Origin of the sequence: Streptomyces durocortorensis (assembly GCF_016901035.1) — a bacterium.
Classification (GTDB): domain Bacteria; phylum Actinomycetota; class Actinomycetes; order Streptomycetales; family Streptomycetaceae; genus Streptomyces; species Streptomyces durocortorensis.
Genome location: NZ_JAFEUF010000004.1, coordinates 36,225 through 54,488, shown reverse-complemented (window position 1 = coordinate 54,488; position 18,264 = coordinate 36,225). Strand labels below are relative to the sequence as shown.

Annotated in this window: 21 protein-coding genes; 11 read left to right on the top strand and 10 right to left on the bottom strand. The window is 69.9% G+C overall.

Features of this window, described 5'->3' with window-relative positions:
* Positions 1–4 precede the first annotated feature (4 nt).
* Positions 5–1,480, top strand: coding sequence for a replicative DNA helicase (gene dnaB / locus JS521_RS01835; RefSeq protein WP_205080941.1), 1,476 nt, complete (start codon positions 5–7; stop codon positions 1,478–1,480).
* Between the two features lie 6 nt (positions 1,481–1,486).
* Here the strand turns inward: dnaB and JS521_RS01830 are convergent, their stop codons facing one another.
* On the bottom strand, positions 1,487–2,206 hold the full coding sequence (locus JS521_RS01830) for a dienelactone hydrolase family protein (RefSeq protein WP_307847739.1): 720 nt from the start codon (positions 2,204–2,206) through the stop codon (positions 1,487–1,489).
* Positions 2,207–2,376: 170 nt separating this feature from the next.
* Here JS521_RS01830 and JS521_RS01825 point away from each other — a divergent pair, with 170 nt between their 5' ends.
* Entirely contained in the window at positions 2,377–3,153 is a 777-nt protein-coding gene (locus JS521_RS01825) for an alpha/beta fold hydrolase (RefSeq protein ID WP_205080967.1), read from the top strand.
* Between the two features lie 63 nt (positions 3,154–3,216).
* Entirely contained in the window at positions 3,217–4,593 is a 1,377-nt protein-coding gene (locus JS521_RS01820; RefSeq protein WP_205080940.1) for a serine hydrolase domain-containing protein, read from the top strand.
* 61 nt (positions 4,594–4,654) lie between these two features.
* Here JS521_RS01820 and JS521_RS01815 read toward each other — a convergent pair whose 3' ends face one another.
* A complete protein-coding gene (locus JS521_RS01815) occupies positions 4,655–5,107 on the bottom strand; it encodes a GNAT family N-acetyltransferase (RefSeq protein WP_205080939.1) in 453 nt (150 codons plus the stop codon).
* 41 nt (positions 5,108–5,148) lie between these two features.
* Positions 5,149–5,607, bottom strand: a complete 459-nt coding sequence (locus JS521_RS01810; protein WP_205080938.1) for a MarR family winged helix-turn-helix transcriptional regulator — start codon at positions 5,605–5,607, stop codon at positions 5,149–5,151.
* Positions 5,608–5,747: 140 nt separating this feature from the next.
* Here JS521_RS01810 and JS521_RS01805 point away from each other — a divergent pair, with 140 nt between their 5' ends.
* Entirely contained in the window at positions 5,748–6,959 is a 1,212-nt protein-coding gene (locus tag JS521_RS01805; RefSeq protein WP_205080937.1) for an MFS transporter, read from the top strand.
* A gap of 86 nt (positions 6,960–7,045) precedes the next feature.
* Here the strand turns inward: JS521_RS01805 and JS521_RS01800 are convergent, their stop codons facing one another.
* The 5 genes from JS521_RS01800 to JS521_RS01780 form a co-directional block, all read right to left on the bottom strand.
* The gene (locus JS521_RS01800; RefSeq protein WP_205080936.1) at positions 7,046–7,957 is read right to left on the bottom strand and encodes a GNAT family N-acetyltransferase; all 912 of its coding nucleotides are present in this window, start codon (positions 7,955–7,957) and stop codon (positions 7,046–7,048) included.
* Between the two features lie 4 nt (positions 7,958–7,961).
* A complete protein-coding gene (locus tag JS521_RS01795) occupies positions 7,962–8,492 on the bottom strand; it encodes a DUF2269 domain-containing protein (protein ID WP_205080935.1) in 531 nt (176 codons plus the stop codon).
* Positions 8,493–8,599: 107 nt separating this feature from the next.
* Positions 8,600–9,079, bottom strand: coding sequence for an NUDIX domain-containing protein (locus tag JS521_RS01790; protein WP_030077302.1), 480 nt, complete (start codon positions 9,077–9,079; stop codon positions 8,600–8,602).
* Between the two features lie 44 nt (positions 9,080–9,123).
* On the bottom strand, positions 9,124–10,248 hold the full coding sequence (locus tag JS521_RS01785) for a cystathionine gamma-lyase (protein WP_205080934.1): 1,125 nt from the start codon (positions 10,246–10,248) through the stop codon (positions 9,124–9,126).
* Between the two features lie 92 nt (positions 10,249–10,340).
* Positions 10,341–10,718 carry a phage holin family protein gene (locus JS521_RS01780; RefSeq protein ID WP_205080933.1) on the bottom strand — a complete coding sequence of 126 codons (378 nt, stop codon included), beginning with the start codon at positions 10,716–10,718 and terminating at the stop codon, positions 10,341–10,343.
* Positions 10,719–10,805: 87 nt separating this feature from the next.
* Between JS521_RS01780 and JS521_RS01775 the strand changes: the two genes are divergently transcribed.
* The 4 genes from JS521_RS01775 to JS521_RS01760 all read left to right on the top strand — a co-directional run bounded on the left by JS521_RS01775 (position 10,806) and on the right by JS521_RS01760 (position 13,208).
* Entirely contained in the window at positions 10,806–11,123 is a 318-nt protein-coding gene (locus JS521_RS01775) for a cupin domain-containing protein (protein WP_006126030.1), read from the top strand.
* 169 nt (positions 11,124–11,292) lie between these two features.
* Positions 11,293–11,505, top strand: a complete 213-nt coding sequence (locus JS521_RS01770) for a DUF5326 family protein (protein ID WP_205080932.1) — start codon at positions 11,293–11,295, stop codon at positions 11,503–11,505.
* A gap of 387 nt (positions 11,506–11,892) precedes the next feature.
* The gene (locus JS521_RS01765) at positions 11,893–12,669 is read left to right on the top strand and encodes an IclR family transcriptional regulator (protein ID WP_307847737.1); all 777 of its coding nucleotides are present in this window, start codon (positions 11,893–11,895) and stop codon (positions 12,667–12,669) included.
* 101 nt (positions 12,670–12,770) lie between these two features.
* Entirely contained in the window at positions 12,771–13,208 is a 438-nt protein-coding gene (locus JS521_RS01760; protein WP_024263706.1) for an SsgA family sporulation/cell division regulator, read from the top strand.
* 57 nt (positions 13,209–13,265) lie between these two features.
* Here JS521_RS01760 and JS521_RS01755 read toward each other — a convergent pair whose 3' ends face one another.
* Positions 13,266–14,615 (bottom strand): YibE/F family protein, encoded by a 1,350-nt coding sequence (locus JS521_RS01755; protein WP_205080931.1) that lies wholly within the window; start codon positions 14,613–14,615, stop codon positions 13,266–13,268.
* A 196-nt stretch (positions 14,616–14,811) separates the two neighbouring features.
* On the opposite strand from JS521_RS01755, the gene thiC reads away from it, so the two are divergent.
* Complete coding sequence (gene thiC, locus JS521_RS01750) at positions 14,812–16,602, top strand: phosphomethylpyrimidine synthase ThiC (protein ID WP_205080930.1); 1,791 nt, start codon at positions 14,812–14,814, stop codon at positions 16,600–16,602.
* 14 nt (positions 16,603–16,616) lie between these two features.
* On the opposite strand, the gene JS521_RS01745 is transcribed toward thiC, so the two are convergent.
* Positions 16,617–17,075 (bottom strand): YybH family protein, encoded by a 459-nt coding sequence (locus tag JS521_RS01745; protein ID WP_205080929.1) that lies wholly within the window; start codon positions 17,073–17,075, stop codon positions 16,617–16,619.
* Positions 17,076–17,123: 48 nt separating this feature from the next.
* Between JS521_RS01745 and JS521_RS01740 the strand changes: the two genes are divergently transcribed.
* Together JS521_RS01740 and JS521_RS01735 are read left to right on the top strand one after the other, a co-directional pair.
* The gene (locus tag JS521_RS01740) at positions 17,124–17,531 is read left to right on the top strand and encodes a winged helix-turn-helix transcriptional regulator (RefSeq protein ID WP_307847736.1); all 408 of its coding nucleotides are present in this window, start codon (positions 17,124–17,126) and stop codon (positions 17,529–17,531) included.
* 241 nt (positions 17,532–17,772) lie between these two features.
* Positions 17,773–18,129, top strand: a complete 357-nt coding sequence (locus JS521_RS01735; protein WP_205080928.1) for a DUF805 domain-containing protein — start codon at positions 17,773–17,775, stop codon at positions 18,127–18,129.
* Positions 18,130–18,264 lie beyond the last annotated feature (135 nt).

Sequence of the window (18,264 nt, the reverse complement as noted above, 5' to 3'; positions counted from 1 at the left end):
CCCGGTGAGCATTCCCGAGCCTTTGGACGACCCCTGGACCGAGACCGGTCCCGGGGACCGTCTGCCTGTCTCCCGCCAGCGTCGAGGGGACCGCAAGGGGCGCGAGGACCGCCACGACCGCGGTTCGGACGAGGCATGGGAAGGCGGTGCGCCCAGCTTCGAGCGGGTGCCGCCGCAGGACCTCGACGCCGAGCAGTCGGTGCTCGGCGGCATGCTGCTGTCCAAGGACGCCATCGCGGACGTCGTGGAGATCATCAAGGGGCACGACTTCTACCGCCCCGCCCACGAGACCGTCTACTCGGCGATCCTCGACCTCTACGCCAAGGGCGAGCCGGCCGACCCGATCACGGTCGCCGCCGAACTGGTGAAGCGCGGAGAGATCACCAAGGTCGGCGGAGCCCCGTATCTGCACACCCTGGTGCAGTCCGTGCCGACCGCGGCCAACGCCTCGTACTACGCGGAGATCGTCCACGAGCGGGCGGTGCTCCGGCGGCTGGTCGAGGCGGGCACGAAGATCACGCAGATGGGATACGCGGCCGACGGGGACGTCGACGAGATCGTCAACTCCGCCCAGGCCGAGATCTACGCGGTCACCGAGCAGCGCACCAGCGAGGACTACCTCCCGCTCGGCGACATCATGGAGGGCGCGCTCGACGAGATCGAGGCCATCGGCTCGCGCAGCGGTGAGATGACCGGTGTGCCGACGGGCTTCACGGACCTCGACGCCCTGACGAACGGCATGCACCCCGGCCAGATGATCGTCATCGCGGCCCGTCCCGCCATGGGCAAGTCCACGCTGGCGCTGGACTTCGCGCGCGCCGCGTCGATCAAGAACAACCTGCCCAGCGTCATCTTCTCCCTCGAAATGGGTCGCAACGAGATCGCGATGCGTCTGCTGTCGGCCGAGGCGCGGGTGGCCCTGCACCACATGCGGTCCGGCACGATGACGGACGAGGACTGGACGCGGCTCGCGCGCCGGATGCCCGAGGTCTCGGCCGCTCCGCTCTACATCGACGACTCCCCCAACCTGTCGATGATGGAGATCCGCGCGAAGTGCCGCCGGCTCAAGCAGCGCAACGACATCAAGCTCGTGATCATCGACTATCTGCAGCTGATGCAGGCCGGTGGGTCGAAGCGGTCCGAGAGCCGTCAGCAGGAGGTTTCGGACATGTCCCGAAACTTGAAGCTGCTGGCCAAGGAGCTGGAGGTCCCGGTGATCGCGCTCTCGCAGCTGAACCGAGGCCCCGAGCAGCGTACGGACAAGAAGCCGATGGTGTCCGACCTGCGTGAGTCCGGCTCCATCGAGCAGGACGCCGACATGGTCATCCTGCTGCACCGCGAGGACGCGTACGAGAAGGAGTCCCCGCGCGCGGGCGAGGCCGACATCATCGTCGGCAAGCACCGTAACGGCCCCACGGCCACCATCACCGTGGCCTTCCAGGGCCACTACTCCCGCTTCGTGGACATGGCGCAGACCTGAGCAGGCTCAGCGCTTCGTCAGGCCCCGGCTGAGGAGCGGAAGCAGGCGGTCCCAGTGGAGCCGTAGGCCGGCCGGGTCGAAGGCGTCGGTGTCGGACATGGTGAAGCCGTGGACGGTGCCGGGGTAGATCTCCGAGGTGTAGGAGATCCCCGCGGTGTCCAGGGACTCGTTCAGCTCGCCGAGTGCCTCGGGGGTGATGTCCGTCGCCGCATGGCCGAAGTGGACGTCGGCGGTGAGGCGGAGCAGGCTCTCGCGCCCGTCGGCGGCGACGGGGGCGTGGAACGCGGCGAGGGCGGCCACCTGGCCGGGGCGGGCGGCCGCGGTGCGTGTCGCCAGGAGGCCGCCGATGCAGTAGCCGGTCACCGCGACCGGTCCGGCGCTCACCTCGGGCTGGACCGTGAGGAAGCTGAGGTAGGCGTCGGCGTCGCTCAGGACGCGTTCTGGGGTGAGGCCCTTGATCAGGGGCATCAACCGGGCGACGAGCGCGTCCCGGTCCGCTTCTTTGATGTGGCCGGGAAGGTCGATGACCGGTGTGGGCCCTTCCCGGTAGAAGAAGTTGGGGACGAGCACGTAGTACCCGTGCCCGGCCAGTTCGCTGGCCATCTCCCGGATCGTGGGCCGGATGCCGAAGGCGTCCGCGTACATCAGCACCCCTGGATGCCGATCGCCGTTCTCGGGATACGCGGCGAAGGCGTCGGCCAGGCCGTCCGGGGTGGGGATCTGCACGGTCTTGGTGGGAATGGTGGATCTTCCTTTTCGGGAGTTCGTCGCGCTACGGCGGCTGCCGGAGCGACGGTGCCGGCGTTCTGCCGGGCGACGGCACCCGCAACGGGGTCGCGGTCACCGTCCAACTGACCTTGCGTCATGCAGTTCTCATACTGGCGGTCGTGACCCCGATGACACCACCCGAGCCGGAGCGCGGCGCCATGGATGCAGCCGGGCGGCGGCTCTCCTTCCTCGACTTCGGCGGGCGGGGGCGTCCTCTGCTGGCTCTGCACGGGCACTTCGGAGAGGGGCGTACGTTCACGCATCTCGCCGGTGAACTGGGCGCCTCCTGGCGGATCGTGGCGCTCGACCAGCGGGGACACGGTCATTCCGACCGTGCCGCCGACTACTCCCGCTCCGGCTACGTCGAGGATGCCGCCGCCGTGCTGGAGCATCTGGGCATCGGAGGTGCGGTCGTGCTCGGGCACTCCCTCGGCGGCGTCAACGCCTACCAGCTCGCGGCCCGGCACCCGGGGCTGGTGGACGCGCTGATCGTCGAGGACGTCGGGGCCGAGGTCGACGACGACCTGTCCTTCGCGCTGTCCTGGCCGCATCGCGTACCGACACGGTCCGGGCTGTTGGAGGCGCTCGGTCCATCGGCGGCGTACCTCATGGACGCCGTGCGCGAGCATCCGGACGGCTGGGGTCTGGCCTTCGATCCGCAGGACATGAATGCCTCGCAGCGCCTTCTCAACGGGGACCACTGGGACGACTGGCTGGCCGGCGACTGCCCGGCCCTGCTGGTCCGCGGCAGCCGCAGCGCGGTCCTGAGCGCCGAGCACGCGAGGAGGATGGCGGCACGGCGTCCTCGTACCGGCCTCGTCGAGCTCCCGGCCGGGCACACCGTCCACGGGACCGTGCCGGTGGAATTCGCCGCTGCGGTCAGGGGATTCCTCGACGCGTTGTGAGCGCGGGCCCTTCCCGCGGAAATGGGTTCGTCAGCGAGCGGCCCGTGGGATAGGAGTGGGTCCATGACTTCTACCGGCGAAGACCTGCTCCCCAGTACGCAACGGGCCCTGTTGCACCGCATCGCCGTCGCGCAGCGGGACGGCCGTGCGCCGTCCCTGGTGGCAGCGGTGGGGCGGCAGGGGCGTACGGCCTGGAGCGGGGCGCGTACGTGCGTCGAGGGGCATGCTCCCGATGCCGACACGCAGTACCGGATCGGCTCCATCACCAAGACGTTCACGGCCGTTCTGGTCCTGCGGCTGCGGGACGAGGGCCTGATCGATCTGGACGATCCCCTGGAGAAGCACCTCCCCGGTACGGGCGTGGGCGGGGTGACCGTCTTTCAGCTGCTGTGCCACAGCGCGGGTCTGGGCGCCGAAGCTCCCGCGCCCTGGTGGGAGCGGACGCCCGGCCACCTGCGGCCCGAGCTCGCCGACGTGCTGGGCGACCGGCCGATGACGCATCCGACCGGTCATCGCCACCACTACTCCAACCCGGGGTACACCTTGCTCGGTTCGCTGGTGGAAGCGGTACGCGGTGTCGCCTGGGAGGAGGCGCTGCGCCGCGAGATCCTGGAACCGCTGGGCATGCTCCGCACGACGAGCGGCCCCGTGGCACCGCACGCGGGAGGCTGGGCCGTCCACCCCTGGGCCGACGTCATGCTGAGCGAGCCCGCGGAGGACCTCGGGATCATGGCGCCCGCCGGTCAGCTCTGGTCCACCGCTGAGGACCTGCTGCGCTTCGCCGCCTTCCTGACCGAGGGCGACGACCGGGTCCTCTCGGCTTCCTCCGTACGGGAGATGCGCACGCCCGCCGCCCCGGTCGAGACCGGCGGCAGTGGTTACGGCCTCGGACTCCAGATCGTCGGGGGCGAGGGGCGCGTGCTCTTCGGGCACACGGGATCGCTTCCCGGGTTCGTCGCCAGCCTCTGGGTGTGCGAGGAGGAGGATGTGGCGGCGGTCGTCCTCGCCAATGCCACTTCCGGGCTGCCAGCCGCGACGGTGGCCGCCGAACTCCTGAACATCGTCGTCGAGGCCGAGCCACGGATCCCGGAGCCCTGGCGTCCGCTGCCCGAGTTGGACGACGAGCTGCTCGCGCTGACCGGTGTCTGGCACTGGGGCACCAACCCCTTCACGCTGAGGCTCACGGGGGACCGGGGCCTGCAGCTCACGCCGCTCGGCGGGAAGGGGCGCGGCGCTGCCTTCACGTACCGGCCGGACGGCACCTGGATCGGCCAGAACGGCTACTACGCGGGGGAGACCCTGCGCGTCGTACGCAAGGACGACGGCTCGGTGGACCACCTCGACCTTGGCTCGTTCGTCTTCACGCGAGAGCCGTACGAGGCGGGGTCGGCCGTGCCCGGTGGCGTGGACGCGGAGGGGTGGCGCGGGCTCGGCGACTGAGCTCCGGGGCGCAGAGAGGGGGGGGGGGGTTCACGTGAAACACCCACCCGCTCTCCTTCTGTCAGAGCGCCAGCTTGAAGCCCACATGGCTCGCCGTGAAGCCGAGCCGCTCGTAGAAGCGGTGCGCGTCCTCGCGGGTGACATCCGAGGTCAGCTGCACCAACTGGCAGTCCTGGCGGCGGGATTCGTCCACCGCCCACTGGATGAGCTGGGTGCCGAGGCCGCTGCCGCGCTCGTCGCCGTGGATGCGGACGCCCTCGATGATCGAGCGCGTCGAGCCCCGGCGGGACAGCCCCGGGATGATGGTCAGCTGCAGGGTGCCGACGACGCAGTCCTGGCGGACGGCGACGACCACGTGCTGGTTCGGGTCGTCGGCCAGCCGCTGGAGCGCTTCCTGATACGGGGTGAGGTCGTCCGGTGACTCTCGTTGCGCGCCCAGAGGATCGTCGGCGAGCATCGCGACGACCGCGGGCAGGTCCTCCGGAGTGGCGGGACGTATTTCGAGATCGCTCATGATCGGCATCTTAAGGCGGGCGCGGGGGATGTCAGGGTCGGTCAGACCGGGACCTTCAGCTCTTCGACGGCCCTGACCAGCGGGGCGAGCTCCGGGTTCTCCGCCGCCTCGTCCAGGGCCGCCCGCAGTGCGCTGTCGTTCGTCGGCCGGGCGGCCTCCAGCAGCGTGAGCCCGGCCTCGGTGACGTCGGTGTAGATGCCCCGGCGGTCGGTGTCGCACAGGTAGCGGGTCAGCAGGCCACGGTCCTCGAGCCGGGTGACGAGCCGGGTGGTGGCGCTCTGGCTGAGGACGACGGCGTCGGCGACCTGCTTCATCTGGAGGTGTCCGCCGACGCCGTTGTGCTGCCGGCTCAACACGTCGAGCAGGGAGTACTCCCGGGCGCTGAGCCCGTGGCCGGCCTGGAGGGCCCGCTCGATACGGGCCTCGATCTTCCCGTGGAGCAGGGAGAGCGTGCACCAGCTCTGGGCGATGGCGGTCAGGGCGGGGTCGGTCGCTGTCATGTCTCTCTCCTCCGTGCGGGAGCTGCCTGACTCCAGGATAGGGGACATTCACAATAGCCCGCGTTTGCAATTAACCAGCGTATGCAATTATTGTGGGCGCTCGTAAGGCGCAGACGCAATCTTCAGGGAAGGTGAAACCCATGCCGCTCGCGCTCCTCGCCCTCGCCATCGGGGCATTCGGGATCGGGACGACCGAATTCGTGATCATGGGGCTGCTGCCCGAGGTCGCCGGTGACTTCCAGGTCTCGATCCCGACCGCGGGCTTCCTGGTGACCGGCTACGCGCTCGGTGTGGTCGTCGGAGCCCCGCTGATGACGCTGCTCGGCACCCGCGTCACCCGTAAGCGCATGCTGATGCTCCTCATGGGGCTGTTCATCGTGGGCAACCTCGTGTCCGCGCTCGCCCCGGTCTTCGGCGTCATGCTCGCCGGACGGGTGATCGCCTCCCTCGCGCACGGTGCCTTCTTCGGCATCGGCTCGGTGGTCGCGGCCGATCTGGTCGCCCCGCAGAAGAAGGCCGGGGCCATCGCCATGATGTTCACGGGCCTCACCGTCGCCAACGTCGTCGGTGTGCCGCTCGGCACGTATCTCGGACAGACCGCGGGCTGGCGGACCACGTTCCTCGTCGTCGCCGCCCTGGGTGTCGTAGGACTGCTCGGCGTCGCGAAGCTCGTGCCGGAGCAGCCCAAGGCGGAAGGCGTACGCATCCGCCACGAGCTGGCCGCGTTCCGCAACGTCCAGGTCCTGCTGGCGATGGCCATGACGGTCCTGGGCTTCGGCGGGGTCTTCGCCGCGATCACCTACATCACCCCGATGATGACCGAGATCGCCGGCTACTCAGCCTCGTCCGTCACCTGGCTGCTGGTCCTCTTCGGCCTCGGCATGGTCGGCGGCAACCTGATCGGCGGCAGGTTCGCCGACCGCCGTCTGATGCCCCTGCTCTACGTCTCGCTCGGCGCGCTCGCCCTGGTCCTCGGCCTGTTCACCGTGACCGCCCACAACAAGATCGCCGCAGCCGTGAGCATCGTCCTGATCGGTGCCCTGGGCTTCGCGACCGTGCCTCCGCTGCAGAAGCGGGTCCTCGACCAGGCGGCGGGTGCGCCGACGCTGGCCTCCGCCGTCAACATCGGTGCCTTCAACCTCGGTAACGCCCTGTCCGCCTGGCTCGGCGGTCTCGTCATCGCGGCCGGTCTCGGCTACACCGCCCCCAACTGGGTCGGCGCCGTGCTCGCCGCCTCGGCCCTGGTCCTGGCGGTGCTCTCCAGCCTCTTGGAGCGCCGGGAGACCGACAAGGGCAGGATCGTCGCCGGGAGCAGCCCCGAGCCGACCGCGGTGGCGGCGGCCCGGCACTGAACCCCGCTCCCCAGGATCCGCCCTGCCACCTCAGCAGCCCCCCAGCAGCCGCATCGCTCTCAAGGCGGTGCGGCTGCTGGGCGACGTCAGCCCGTCGCGACCGTGAGCGGGGCGAACCTGCGGGCGGCGTCACCGGGCAGGTCCGGGATGCCGTACGTCATCACGGTGGTCCGGGTGAGGGGCTCAAGACCGTGCTCCGCCAGCCAGCCGAGCAGGTCCTTGTGGCGGGCGTCGACATCGGCCCGCAGCGGCCGGTCCGTGGTGGCGGCCAGAGCCGCGATCAGGTCCTGCGCGGTGACCGTGTCCCGTGCGATCAGTGGCCCCACCACCTCGGCCTGCCCGCTCGGCCAGAGCGCCGCGTAGCCGACCAGTTCGCCGTGCTCCTCGGCGACCTGCAGCCGGTCGGAGAAGGCGGGCAGCCGGGCGAGGAGATGCGTCCGGTCGGCGCCGAACACGGGGAGGTCGAGCCGGACCATCGCTTGCAGATCGTCTGCCGCGGCAGGCCGTGTGGTCACGGACGAGGCCGAGGGCGGAAGCATCGACGAGGCTGTGACCGAGGGGGAGTCGTCGGGGCTGCCCGCTGCGAACCGGCCGCCGACGCGTTCGGCCCGGCCCACGGAGGAGAAGCCGAGGTCCTCGTAGAGCGGCTGCCCCTGCTCGGTGGCGTACAGGGCGAGCGGGGTGTCGCCCACCGTCTCCATCACATACCGCATGAGCCGGCGGGCGAGTCCCCGACGTGCGTAGCGTTCGGCGACGAGCAGCATGCCGACCGCCGTGAAGTCGGATCCGTACGGCATGGTCAGGCAGGTCGCCGCGAGGCCCTTGCCGTCCGGGGCATCGATCCCGTACCCGGTGCCGGCCGAGAGGAGCAGCCCCCACCGGCGTTCGTCGCGTGGCCAGCCGCGGTCCTCGCAGAGGTCGGCACAGGGGATCAGATCTCCCCGGTTCAGGCGCCGGATCGGCAGGTCGACGAGGGAGCGGGGTGATGGGCTGTGCATGGGGTCAGGCTGTCTGACGGGGTGATCGCCCGTCCACCGATTTCGCGGAACTGGCCGAGAACCGCAGCCGCCTGCCGCGGCGGGTGAGCCCCCAGGGCTTGAGGACCGAGATCGCGGTGATGAAGAGATAGGTGGCGGTGGCCACCGACGGCGCGATCACGAGATTGATGTCCACGGCCCCGCCGGCGGCGGCCGCCGCATCGATGCCGGGACGCAGGGAGAAGATCGACAATCCGGTCGTGATCAGGGTCAGCCAGAACTTGGTCCACACCCAGCGGTGCCGGGCCAGCCCCCACGGAGTGCCCAGCGCCAGCACCAGGCCGCTCACCAGGGCGAGCAGCGCCAACGGGATCACCAGCCAGTCCCCGAAGATTTTCATGGCCCGGGTGGCGGCACCCGCGGTGGCGGGATCTCCGGTGGCGAACGCGGTGATGCCGAGTGTCAGCAGACCCGCGGTCAGGCCGAGCCAGCTGACGGAGACGGCGACATGGGCGACGAGGAGCCCTCGGCGTACGGGGCGCTTGAGTGGTTTCACGTGAAACACGATGCCGAGCCGGACGCCGAGGGGCGTCCGGCAGCGGGAGTATCCGCGCGTACCCGGAGGGGAGTACCTGCCGGGGCACAGGACCGACGAGAGGGACGTCAGCCCAGGTCGGGGGCGTGCATCGCGCGTACGCCCTCGATGTTGCCGTCCAGGTAGTGCCGTAGGGAGAGCGGAACGAGGTGCACGGCCGCGATTCCGACCCGGCTGAACGGCACCCGCACGATCTCGTACTCCCCGGTGGGCTCGTCGATCTCCGGGCCGTGCCGCAGGGAGAGGTCCATCGATGCCAGTCGGCAGACGAAGAAGTGCTGGACCTTCACCCCCGTCACGCCGCCGTCCGCGATGTGCTCCACGGTGTCGACGAAGCACGGAACCACGTCGACGATCTTGGCTCCGAGCTCCTCGTCGACCTCGCGATGCAGCGCCTCGACGACGGTGGCGTCCTCGGGCTCGACCCCGCCGCCGGGCGTGAGCCAGTACGGATCGACTCCCGGCTTGGTGCGCTTGATCAGGATGAGATCGTCGCCGTCGAGCAGGACGGCGCGTGCGGTGCGCTTGACCACAGGACGTTCGGTCATGGCAAGAGAGTGGCCCGCGGAGGGCCGTCTGAAACTCCCCCGGCCTACCGGACCGCCGTGTCCAGCGCCTGTTCGACGTCGGCGAGCAGGTCCTCGGGGTCCTCCGCGCCGACCGAGAAGCGGATGAAGCCCTCCGCCACGGCGTCGCCGCCCCAGCGGCCCCGGCGCTCCGCGGTGGACCGGACGCCGCCGAAGCTCGTCGCGTCGTCGACCAGGCGCAGTGCGGACAGGAAGCGTTCCGCGGTGTCCCGGTCAGCCAGCTCGAAGGAGACCACGGACCCGAAGCGCCGCATCTGGCCCGACGCGACGGCGTGCGACGGGTCGGTGGGCAGCCCCGGATAGCGCAGGCCGGTGACCTCCGTCCGCTTGGCCAGTGCCTCGGCGAGGGCGAGGGCGGTGGTGCACTGCCGGTCGATGCGCAGCTGGAGGGTGGCCAGTGAGCGGTGGGCGAGCCAGGCCTCCATCGGGCCGGGGATCGCCCCGACGACCTTGCGCCAGCGCTGCACGTCCGCCGTCAGCCGGGGATCGCGGCAGGTCACATGGCCGAGCAGGATGTCGCCGTGGCCGGTCATGCCCTTGGTGTCGCTGGCCACCGAGAAGTCGGCGCCCAGCTCCAGCGGGCGCTGGCCGATCGGGGTGGCCAGGGTGTTGTCGACGGCGACCAGGGCGCCCGCCGCGTGCGCGGCCTCCACCAGCCGCCGGATGTCGCAGACGTCCAGACCCGGGTTGGAGGGGCTCTCGATCCACAGCAGCTTCGCCCCGGTCAGCAGCGCCAGCTGGGCGTCGCCGCCGGTCGGCGCGGTCCGGACCTCGACCCCATAGGCCGCCAGCTGCTCCCGTACGAGGGGCAGCGCCTGGTAGCCGTCGTCGGGCAGGACCACGGCGTCGCCCGCGCGGACCTGGGAGAGCAGCACCGCGGTGATCGCCGCCATGCCCGAGGCGAACACGGTCGTGCCCACCTCCTCGCCGGGAGCCTCCAGCTCGCCGATGGCGCGCTCCAGATGAGTCCAGGTCGGATTGGTGTCACGGCCGTAGGTGTACGGGCCCACCGGTTCGCCGGAGAGGTGGAAGTGTGCGGCGAAGACCGGGCCGGGCAGAGTGGGCTCGAACTGCTCCGGTTCGGGAAGCCCGGCGCGTACCGCGCGCGTTCCGTCGCCCATGGTGCTCATGCCTGCTCCTTCGCTGTTCTCCCCCGGTGGTGGACCGGTGTCCTCTGCACTCTTTCAGAGGCTCCGGAGCGGCCTCCTGGCAGATCCCGGTATCAGTCCTCGTCGGGCAGGACGACGTTGAGCGCCCAGGAGACGACCGAGATGATCAGGCCGCCGAGCACCGCCGTCCAGAAACCCTCCACGTGGAAGCTGAGATCGAACACGCCCGCCAGCCAGGAGGTCAGCAGCAGCATCAGCGCGTTGACCACCAGGGTGATCAACCCCAGCGTCAGGATGAACAGGGGGAGGGTCAGCAGCTGGACCACCGGCTTCACCAGGAAGTTCACCAGGCCGAAGATCAGCGCGACCAGGATCAGGGTGAGGACCTTGCGACCTGTGCTGCCGCCCTCCAGCGTGATGTTGCCGATCAGCCAGATGGCCACGGCCAGCGCACCCGCGTTGGCGATCGTCTTGACTACGAAATTCTTCATGTGTCTGATCGTGGCAGACATGATCGGTGGTGGACACCGGCAGTGCAGGCACAGCCGACAGCGCGGGTACAAGGGGCGGGACGGGCCATGAAGGCATTCAGACTGGACGAGCTGGAGGCGGAGCGGGCCGCCAACGACGGCGCGTACCTGCAGTTCGTACGGGAGCGCAACATGTCCGTCGGCCTGTACGCCCTGGACGCGGGTGAACTCGATCCGCAGCAGCCGCACCAGCAGGACGAGGTCTACTTCGTCGTCAGCGGGCGTGCGTCGATCACGGTGGGGATGGAGACGACACAGGTCGGCAGGGGGAGTGTCGTCTACGTGCCCGCGGGCGTGGCCCACAAGTTCCACCACATCACCGAGGACCTGCGGGTGATGGTCGTCTTCTCGCCTCCGGAGGGCTGATCCGGAGGGCTGAGGCGCCCGTTCCCGATCCTCCGGGAGCGCGCGTCCTCCTCGGGGATCCCTAGGGGCGAGATCAGGGGTCTTCAAGGGGCTGCTGCGCCCCGCCGGGGGCCTTCGCGCCTTTAGCATCGAGGCAAGGACTCAGAGAGACGAGGTAGAGGCGATGGCCGTGCGGGAGATATTCGCGGGAATGCCCTGGTGGGTGAAGTGGATCGCGGTGCCCGTCATTGCGATCTTCGTGTTCGGCGGTCTGATCGCCAGCGTGGTCGGCTTCGTGATCAGCCTGCTTTTCAAGGCGCTGGTCTTCGTCGTCCTGATCGGCGGACTGATCTTCGTCGTCCGCAAGTTCATGTCGTCGTCGTCCTCGCGCGGTGACTGGTAGCACACGGACCGCGGGCCGGCGCGGGGGCCGGCCTGCCCCGTCCGGCCCGGGCCCGCAGGAAGCGGCACGGTCGGCTCCGGCCCGGGAGGATTAGCCCAGCAGAGCTAAGTCCCGGAGGAAACCACCCGTCTGCCGCAGGCGGCCGATACAGTGGCAAAACGCTGCCGCTATCCGGAATGTGACCTTCCGTCACCCTGCTCGATCGCCTGATCGGTCCTGGGTGCGACAGTCCGGTCGTTGGCCTCCGATCGCCGGCGCCCGGACCGGTCCTCGCCGGTCACGGTCACCGGATCTCCGGTCCCCTCCGGCCCTCGGGATCGCGGCAGGCCCGTGGGGGCGGCCCCCACGGGAGGGCTGATGGCCCGTCACCATGCCTGGGGGTGACCTTTGACCACGGCATCGAGCACCGCTGTCCCGACGTTGATCGGTTCGGTTCAGCGGGCGTTGAGGCTGCTGGAGGCTGTGGGCACCCATCGGGACGGGGCGCCCGCCAAGCAACTGGCGCGGGAGGCGGGGCTTCCGCTTCCAACCGCGTACCACTTGCTGCGCACCCTCACCCACGAGGGCTATCTCCGCCGCGAGAACGGCGTCTTCCACTTCGGTGCGGCCGCCGAGAACCTGACCGCCGCACCGGGCGTCAGGGGCGGCCCGCGCCCCACCTCCGTCGCCGACTCCCTCGGCCACTGGCGGGACGTCATCGGGACGCCGGTGTACTGCGCCGTCTACTGCGACGGCGAGATCGAGCTGATCGCCGTCGCGGACGCTCCCGACACCCCTGCGGTGGAGGAGTGGGCATCGTTCCGGGAGAACGCCCACGCGCACGCCATCGGCCAGTGTCTGCTCGCCCAACTCGACGAGAGGGCCCGCGAGGACCACCTCGACCGGCACCCCGTTCGGCCCCTCACCCGTTACTCAGTGCGAGATCGCGCCACGCTTCTGGAACGGCTGCGCACCCTCCGACGAGGTGAACCGGTCATCGAACGCCAGGAGTACGCACTGGGGACCGTGTGCGCCGCGATTCCGGTCACGGCCGGTGCCACCATTGCGGCGATGGCCATTTCCGTACCTTTGGACCGGGAAGATCGGTTGCTCCCCGCAGTCGAACAGCTACGTGGCGAAGTCGCCAGCCTCTTGCGTTCGTTCGTGTTCTCTATCAGTATCTGAAAAATCACTCCTTGTGATCTGCTATCGCGTGCACCACGATGGCGTCAATAGGGCCATGGGGGATCATTCCTGGCCAGTTTCATCTACTGCGGGGTTGAACGATGCGCGAGTCGGTTCAAGCAGAGGTCATGATGAGCTTCCTCGTCTCCGAGGAGCTCTCGTTCCGTATTCCGGTGGAGCTCCGGTACGAGGTCGGCGATCCGTACGCCATCCGTATGACGTTCCACCTGCCCGGCGATGCCCCTGTGACCTGGGCGTTCGGCCGCGAACTGCTGCTGGACGGGCTCAACAGCCCGAGCGGCGACGGAGATGTGCACATCGGCCCGACCGAGCCCGAGGGGCTCGGCGATGTGCACATCCGGCTTCAGGTCGGCGCGGACCGTGCGCTGTTCCGGGCGGGGACGGCGCCGCTGGTGGCGTTTCTCGACCGGACGGACAAGCTCGTGCCACTCGGCCAGGAACACACGCTGGGTGACTTCGACGGGAACCTGGAGGACGCGCTCGGCCGCATCCTCGCCGAGGAGCAGAACGCCGGCTGACCGGGCGCACCCCGCCCGCTCGTCCCCCGCGGCTCGCCCTCGCGTCCCGGAGGCCCGTCACCCCGTCTTACGGCGGCGGCCCCGGCCGGTTCGTGCGGGTGCGGCCGTAGCCGCCGGTGTGCCGCCCGACCCCGCGCGGTCCGCGGAGACGACCAGGGCGGCGAGCACCGTGGTCACCGGCACCGAGGCGACCAGGCCGATCGACCCGACCAGCGTGCGGACGATCTCCTCGGCGACCAGCTCGCTGTTGGCCACCGTCCCCACACTGCTCTGGGCGATGGAGAAGAGCAGCAGCAGCGGCAGCGCCGCGCCCGCGTACGCCAGCACCAGGGTGTTGACGACCGAGGCGATGTGGTCCCTCCCGATCCGGATACCTGCCCGGTACAACCCCTTCCAACCCATCTCCGGGTCGGCCTGGTGCAGTTCCCAGACGGCGGAGGTCTGGGTGACCGTCACATCGTCGAGCACCCCGAGCGAACCGATGATGATACCGGCCAGCAGCAGACCGCTCATGTCGATGTCCGGGTAGAGACCCTTGATGAGACCGGTGTTGTCGTCGGTGTTGCCGCTGAGACTGGCCCAGCCGATGAACAGGGAGCCCAGCAGCCCGATCAGCAGCAGCGAGATCAGCGTGCCGATGACCGCGACCGACGTACGGGCCGTCACACCGTGGCACATGTAGAGGGCCGCCAGCATGATCGCGCTGGCCCCGATCACCGCCACGACCAGCGGATTCGAGCCCTGCAGGATCGCCGGCAGGATGAACAGCGTCAGCACGGCAAACGACACGGCCAGCGCCACCAGCGCCATCACCCCGCGCATCCGGCCGACCAGGACCACCGCCAGGGCGAAGATCCCGGCCAGCAGTGCCATCGGGATCTTCCGGTTCACATCGATCACCGAGTACTGGAGGTCGCGCGGTGCGTCCGGCGCGTACGCCACGACCACGCCCTGACTCTCCTTCAGCTGGCGGGGCGCGTCCGGCTGGACCACCTCGACGAACCTGCGGCCCTTGTCGTCGCCGCTGGTCACCTCGACGGTGGCCTTCGCGCATTCCCCTTCCTGCTCGTTGACGGCCTCCCGCCCCGAGGGCGTGGAGGTGTCGCCGGTCGGGGGCACCTGTGCGGCGTTGACGTCCGCGCAGTCGACCTGGACGACCTGGACGACCTTGCCGTCCTGGGTCTGGCGGTCGAATCCGACGCCGGTGCGCTCGTGGTCGGGTACGCCGCCGGGCCAGAACGCGATCAGGCCGACGACGACCGCCGTCGCGAACGGGATCAGCACGGCGGCGATGACCTTGCGCAGGTGCCGGGAGACCGGGGCCGCGGGTCCGTGGCTGTGCGTGTGGCCGTGGCTGTGGCCCGGGGACGGCGGCTGGGGTGCGGGGTCGTTTCGGGGGGAGGTCACGGGGCGATCATCGCAAGAACAGAGGGGCCCTCTGGTCAGCTCGCCGGAAAGGACGCTAGCGTGGAGGCACCTTTGCACACGCGGGAGCTCGGAGCACCGGGCTGAGAGGGCGCTGATCGCCGTACATCCGTACGGGACACGCTGCGCCGACCGCCGAACCTGTTACCGGGTAATGCCGGCGTAGGGAGTAGGTCTCATGACCACATCGGACGCACGCACGCCTGCCTCGAAACAGAACGCCGAGAACGAGGGCGACGAGGCCGGGAAGTCCATCGGCTGGCACAAGGGGTACGTCCAGGGCTCACGCCCGGACCTCCGGGTGCCGGTCCGACAGGTGCACCTCACCAACGGCAAGGACGTGACGCTGTACGACACGTCGGGGCCGTACACCGATCCCGGAATCGACACCGATGTCCGCCGGGGCCTCGCGCCCCTGCGGGAGAACTGGATCATCGCCCGCGGCGACACCGCCGAGTACGCGGGCCGGCCCGTCCGCCCCGAGGACGACGGGCTCAAGCACACCTCGCCGCGCGGCGGGCTGCGCAACCTCGACGCCGTCTTCCCCGGTCGCCCGCGCCAGCCGCGCCGCAGCCGCGACGGACGTCCCGTCACCCAGCTCGCGTACGCCCGCCGGGGGGAGATCACCCCGGAGATGGAGTACGTGGCGATCCGGGAGAACGTCGAGGCCGAGGTCGTACGCGAGGAGATCGCGGCGGGCCGGGCGGTGCTGCCGGCCAACGTCAACCACCCCGAGATCGAGCCGATGATCATCGGCAAGCGGTTCCTGGTGAAGGTCAACGCCAACATCGGCAACTCGGCCGTCACCTCCTCCATCGAGGAGGAGGTGGACAAGATGACCTGGGCGACCAAGTGGGGCGCCGACACGGTCATGGACCTGTCCACCGGCCGCAACATCCACACCACCCGCGAATGGGTGCTGCGCAACTCCCCCGTACCGATCGGAACGGTGCCGCTCTACCAGGCGTTGGAGAAGGTGGACGGCCGCGCCGAGGAGCTGACCTGGGAGATCTACAAGGACACCGTCATCGAACAGGCCGAGCAGGGCGTGGACTACATGACGGTGCACGCAGGAGTGCGCCTGCCGTACGTCCCGCTGACGGCCCGCCGTAAGACCGGGATCGTCTCGCGCGGCGGCTCGATCATGGCGGCCTGGTGCCTCGCGCACCACAAGGAGTCGTTCCTCTACGAGCACTTCGAGGAGCTCTGCGAGATCCTCGCGTCGTACGACGTCACGTACTCGCTCGGCGACGGGCTGCGCCCCGGGTCGATCGCGGACGCCAACGACGAGGCGCAGTTCGCCGAGCTGCGCACGCTGGGTGAGCTGAACACGATCGCCAAGCAGTTCGGCGTCCAGACCATGATCGAGGGCCCCGGGCACGTCCCGATGCACAAGATCAAGGAGAACATCGACCTCCAGCAGGAGATCTGCGAGGAGGCGCCGTTCTACACGCTCGGCCCGCTGACCACGGACGTCGCGCCCGCCTACGACCACATCACCTCGGGCATCGGCGCCGCGATGATCGCCTGGTGGGGCACGGCGATGCTCTGCTACGTCACGCCCAAGGAGCACCTGGGGCTGCCGAACCGGGACGACGTGAAGACGGGCGTGATCACCTACAAGATCGCCGCCCACGCGGCCGACCTGGCCAAGGGGCACCCGGGCGCCCAGGAGTGGGACGACGCGCTCTCCGACGCGCGGTTCGAGTTCCGGTGGGAGGACCAGTTCAACCTGGCCCTCGACCCGGACACGGCCCGCGAGTTCCACGACGAGACGCTGCCGGCCGAGCCCGCGAAGACGGCGCACTTCTGCTCGATGTGCGGGCCGAAGTTCTGCTCGATGAAGATCTCCCAGGACATCCGGCGTCAGCACGGCGGTTCGCAGGAGGAGATCGAGGAGGGCATGGCCGAGAAGTCGAAGGAGTTCGCGGCGGCAGGCAACCGCGTCTACCTGCCGATCGCGGACTGACCGGTTCCGGCAGCTCAGGTGGGCCCCGCGGCCGCGTCCGCCGGGCCCACCCCGGTCGGGCGACCGGTCTGCTCCGGGCCGTCCGCCGTGCCGAACGGGTTGTCGATGACGTACCGCCAGAACCCGTCGTTTCCTCGGCGGGCGACGTCCGTCGCCGTGCCCGCGATCCGGACCTGTCCGCCGTGGGCCGCCCTGTCCTCCACGACCCGGTCGACGATCAGGAGTGCCAGGTCGCCGGAGACGTAGGTGTGGCGCGGGGCCACCCGGATCGGCACGCGCAGCGCGAGGAAGTCCCGGTGGGCCGGTATCCGGTCCGGGCCGGCCGTGGGGTGGCCGGGCCGGGGGACGAACAGCGCGTCCGCCTCGTACAGCCGGTCGACGTTCTCGGGGTCGAAGGTGTTGAACGCCCGCTCCAGGACGTACGGGTGCTCGGCGGCCACGGTGGTCGGATGCACACTGGCGCGATGCGTCATGCCGTCAGTGAACAGCCCGCCGACGAGGGTCACCCAACGGATACCCACGTGGCCGCCGACCGGGAACTGACGCCGACCGTCCGTGGCCGCACGGCCCGTCCCGAGCCCGACTGTCCGGTCGAGGTGGCCCTCGCCGCGGTGTCGGGACGCTGGACCACCCTGGTGCTGCGCGAACTCATGGGCGGCCCGCTCGGGTTCTCCGGCCTGAGGGAGCGCCTGCCGGAGCTGTCGGCGAAGGTGCTCAGCCAGCGGCTCACGGAACTGGGCGAGCGCGGTCTGCTGTCGGTGGAGCGTCGGCGCGGATTCCCCGTGCGTACGACCTACACCCTGACCGAACGCGGCCGGGCGCTCCGGCCGTTGCTGATCGAGCTCTACGCGACGGGCGAGGCGCTGCTGGCCACCGTGCCGGCTCCGGCCGGCCGGCCGCCGGCGCGATCACGCGGCACCGAGGCCTGATCCCGGGCCGGGAGCCTCCGGGTGTTCTGTTCCTTACAGGCAACTAGGCATGTTTCGAGGTGTTTTGGCATGTCTAGCCACCTTGTTAAGCGACAGTATGGACACAGTCGTGCGGCAGCTGGATGTACGTTTCCCCTTTGCGTCAACCTGCCTTGACTCGTTCCTTATTTGTGGCTTACTTTCCGGCTTGCTTGGCTGAAAGTTGGCGGCCCCGAACGGGGGCCCGGGGAGGGGAATCACCATGAACTGGTACCTGGCAGTGCTCAAGAACTACGCAGGCTTCAGCGGACGCGCGCGCCGCCAGGAGTACTGGATGTTCACGCTCATCAACTTCGTCATCAGCCTGGTGCTGCTGATCGTCGGCATGATCATCGGCGTGGAGTTCCTGGTCTCCATCTACACCCTCGCGGTTCTCGTTCCGTCGCTCGCGGTCAGCGTGCGCCGCCTGCACGACACCGGCCGCTCGGGCTGGTGGCTGCTGTTCGGGTTCGTTCCCTTCGTCGGCGCCATCGTCCTGCTCGTCTTCCTCGCCTCGGACGGCCGGCAGGAGACGAACGAGCACGGCGTCAACCCGAAGCTGGCTCCGCAGGCCATCTGATCCACCGCTCCGGTCGATCCGGAGCATCCCCCGGGGCCGGGGGGGGGCCAGGCCCCCCCCCCCCCCGGGGGGGGGGGGGGGGGGGGGGGGCCGGGCCCCCCGGGGGGGGGCCGGGGGGGGGGGGCCCGCGGGGTG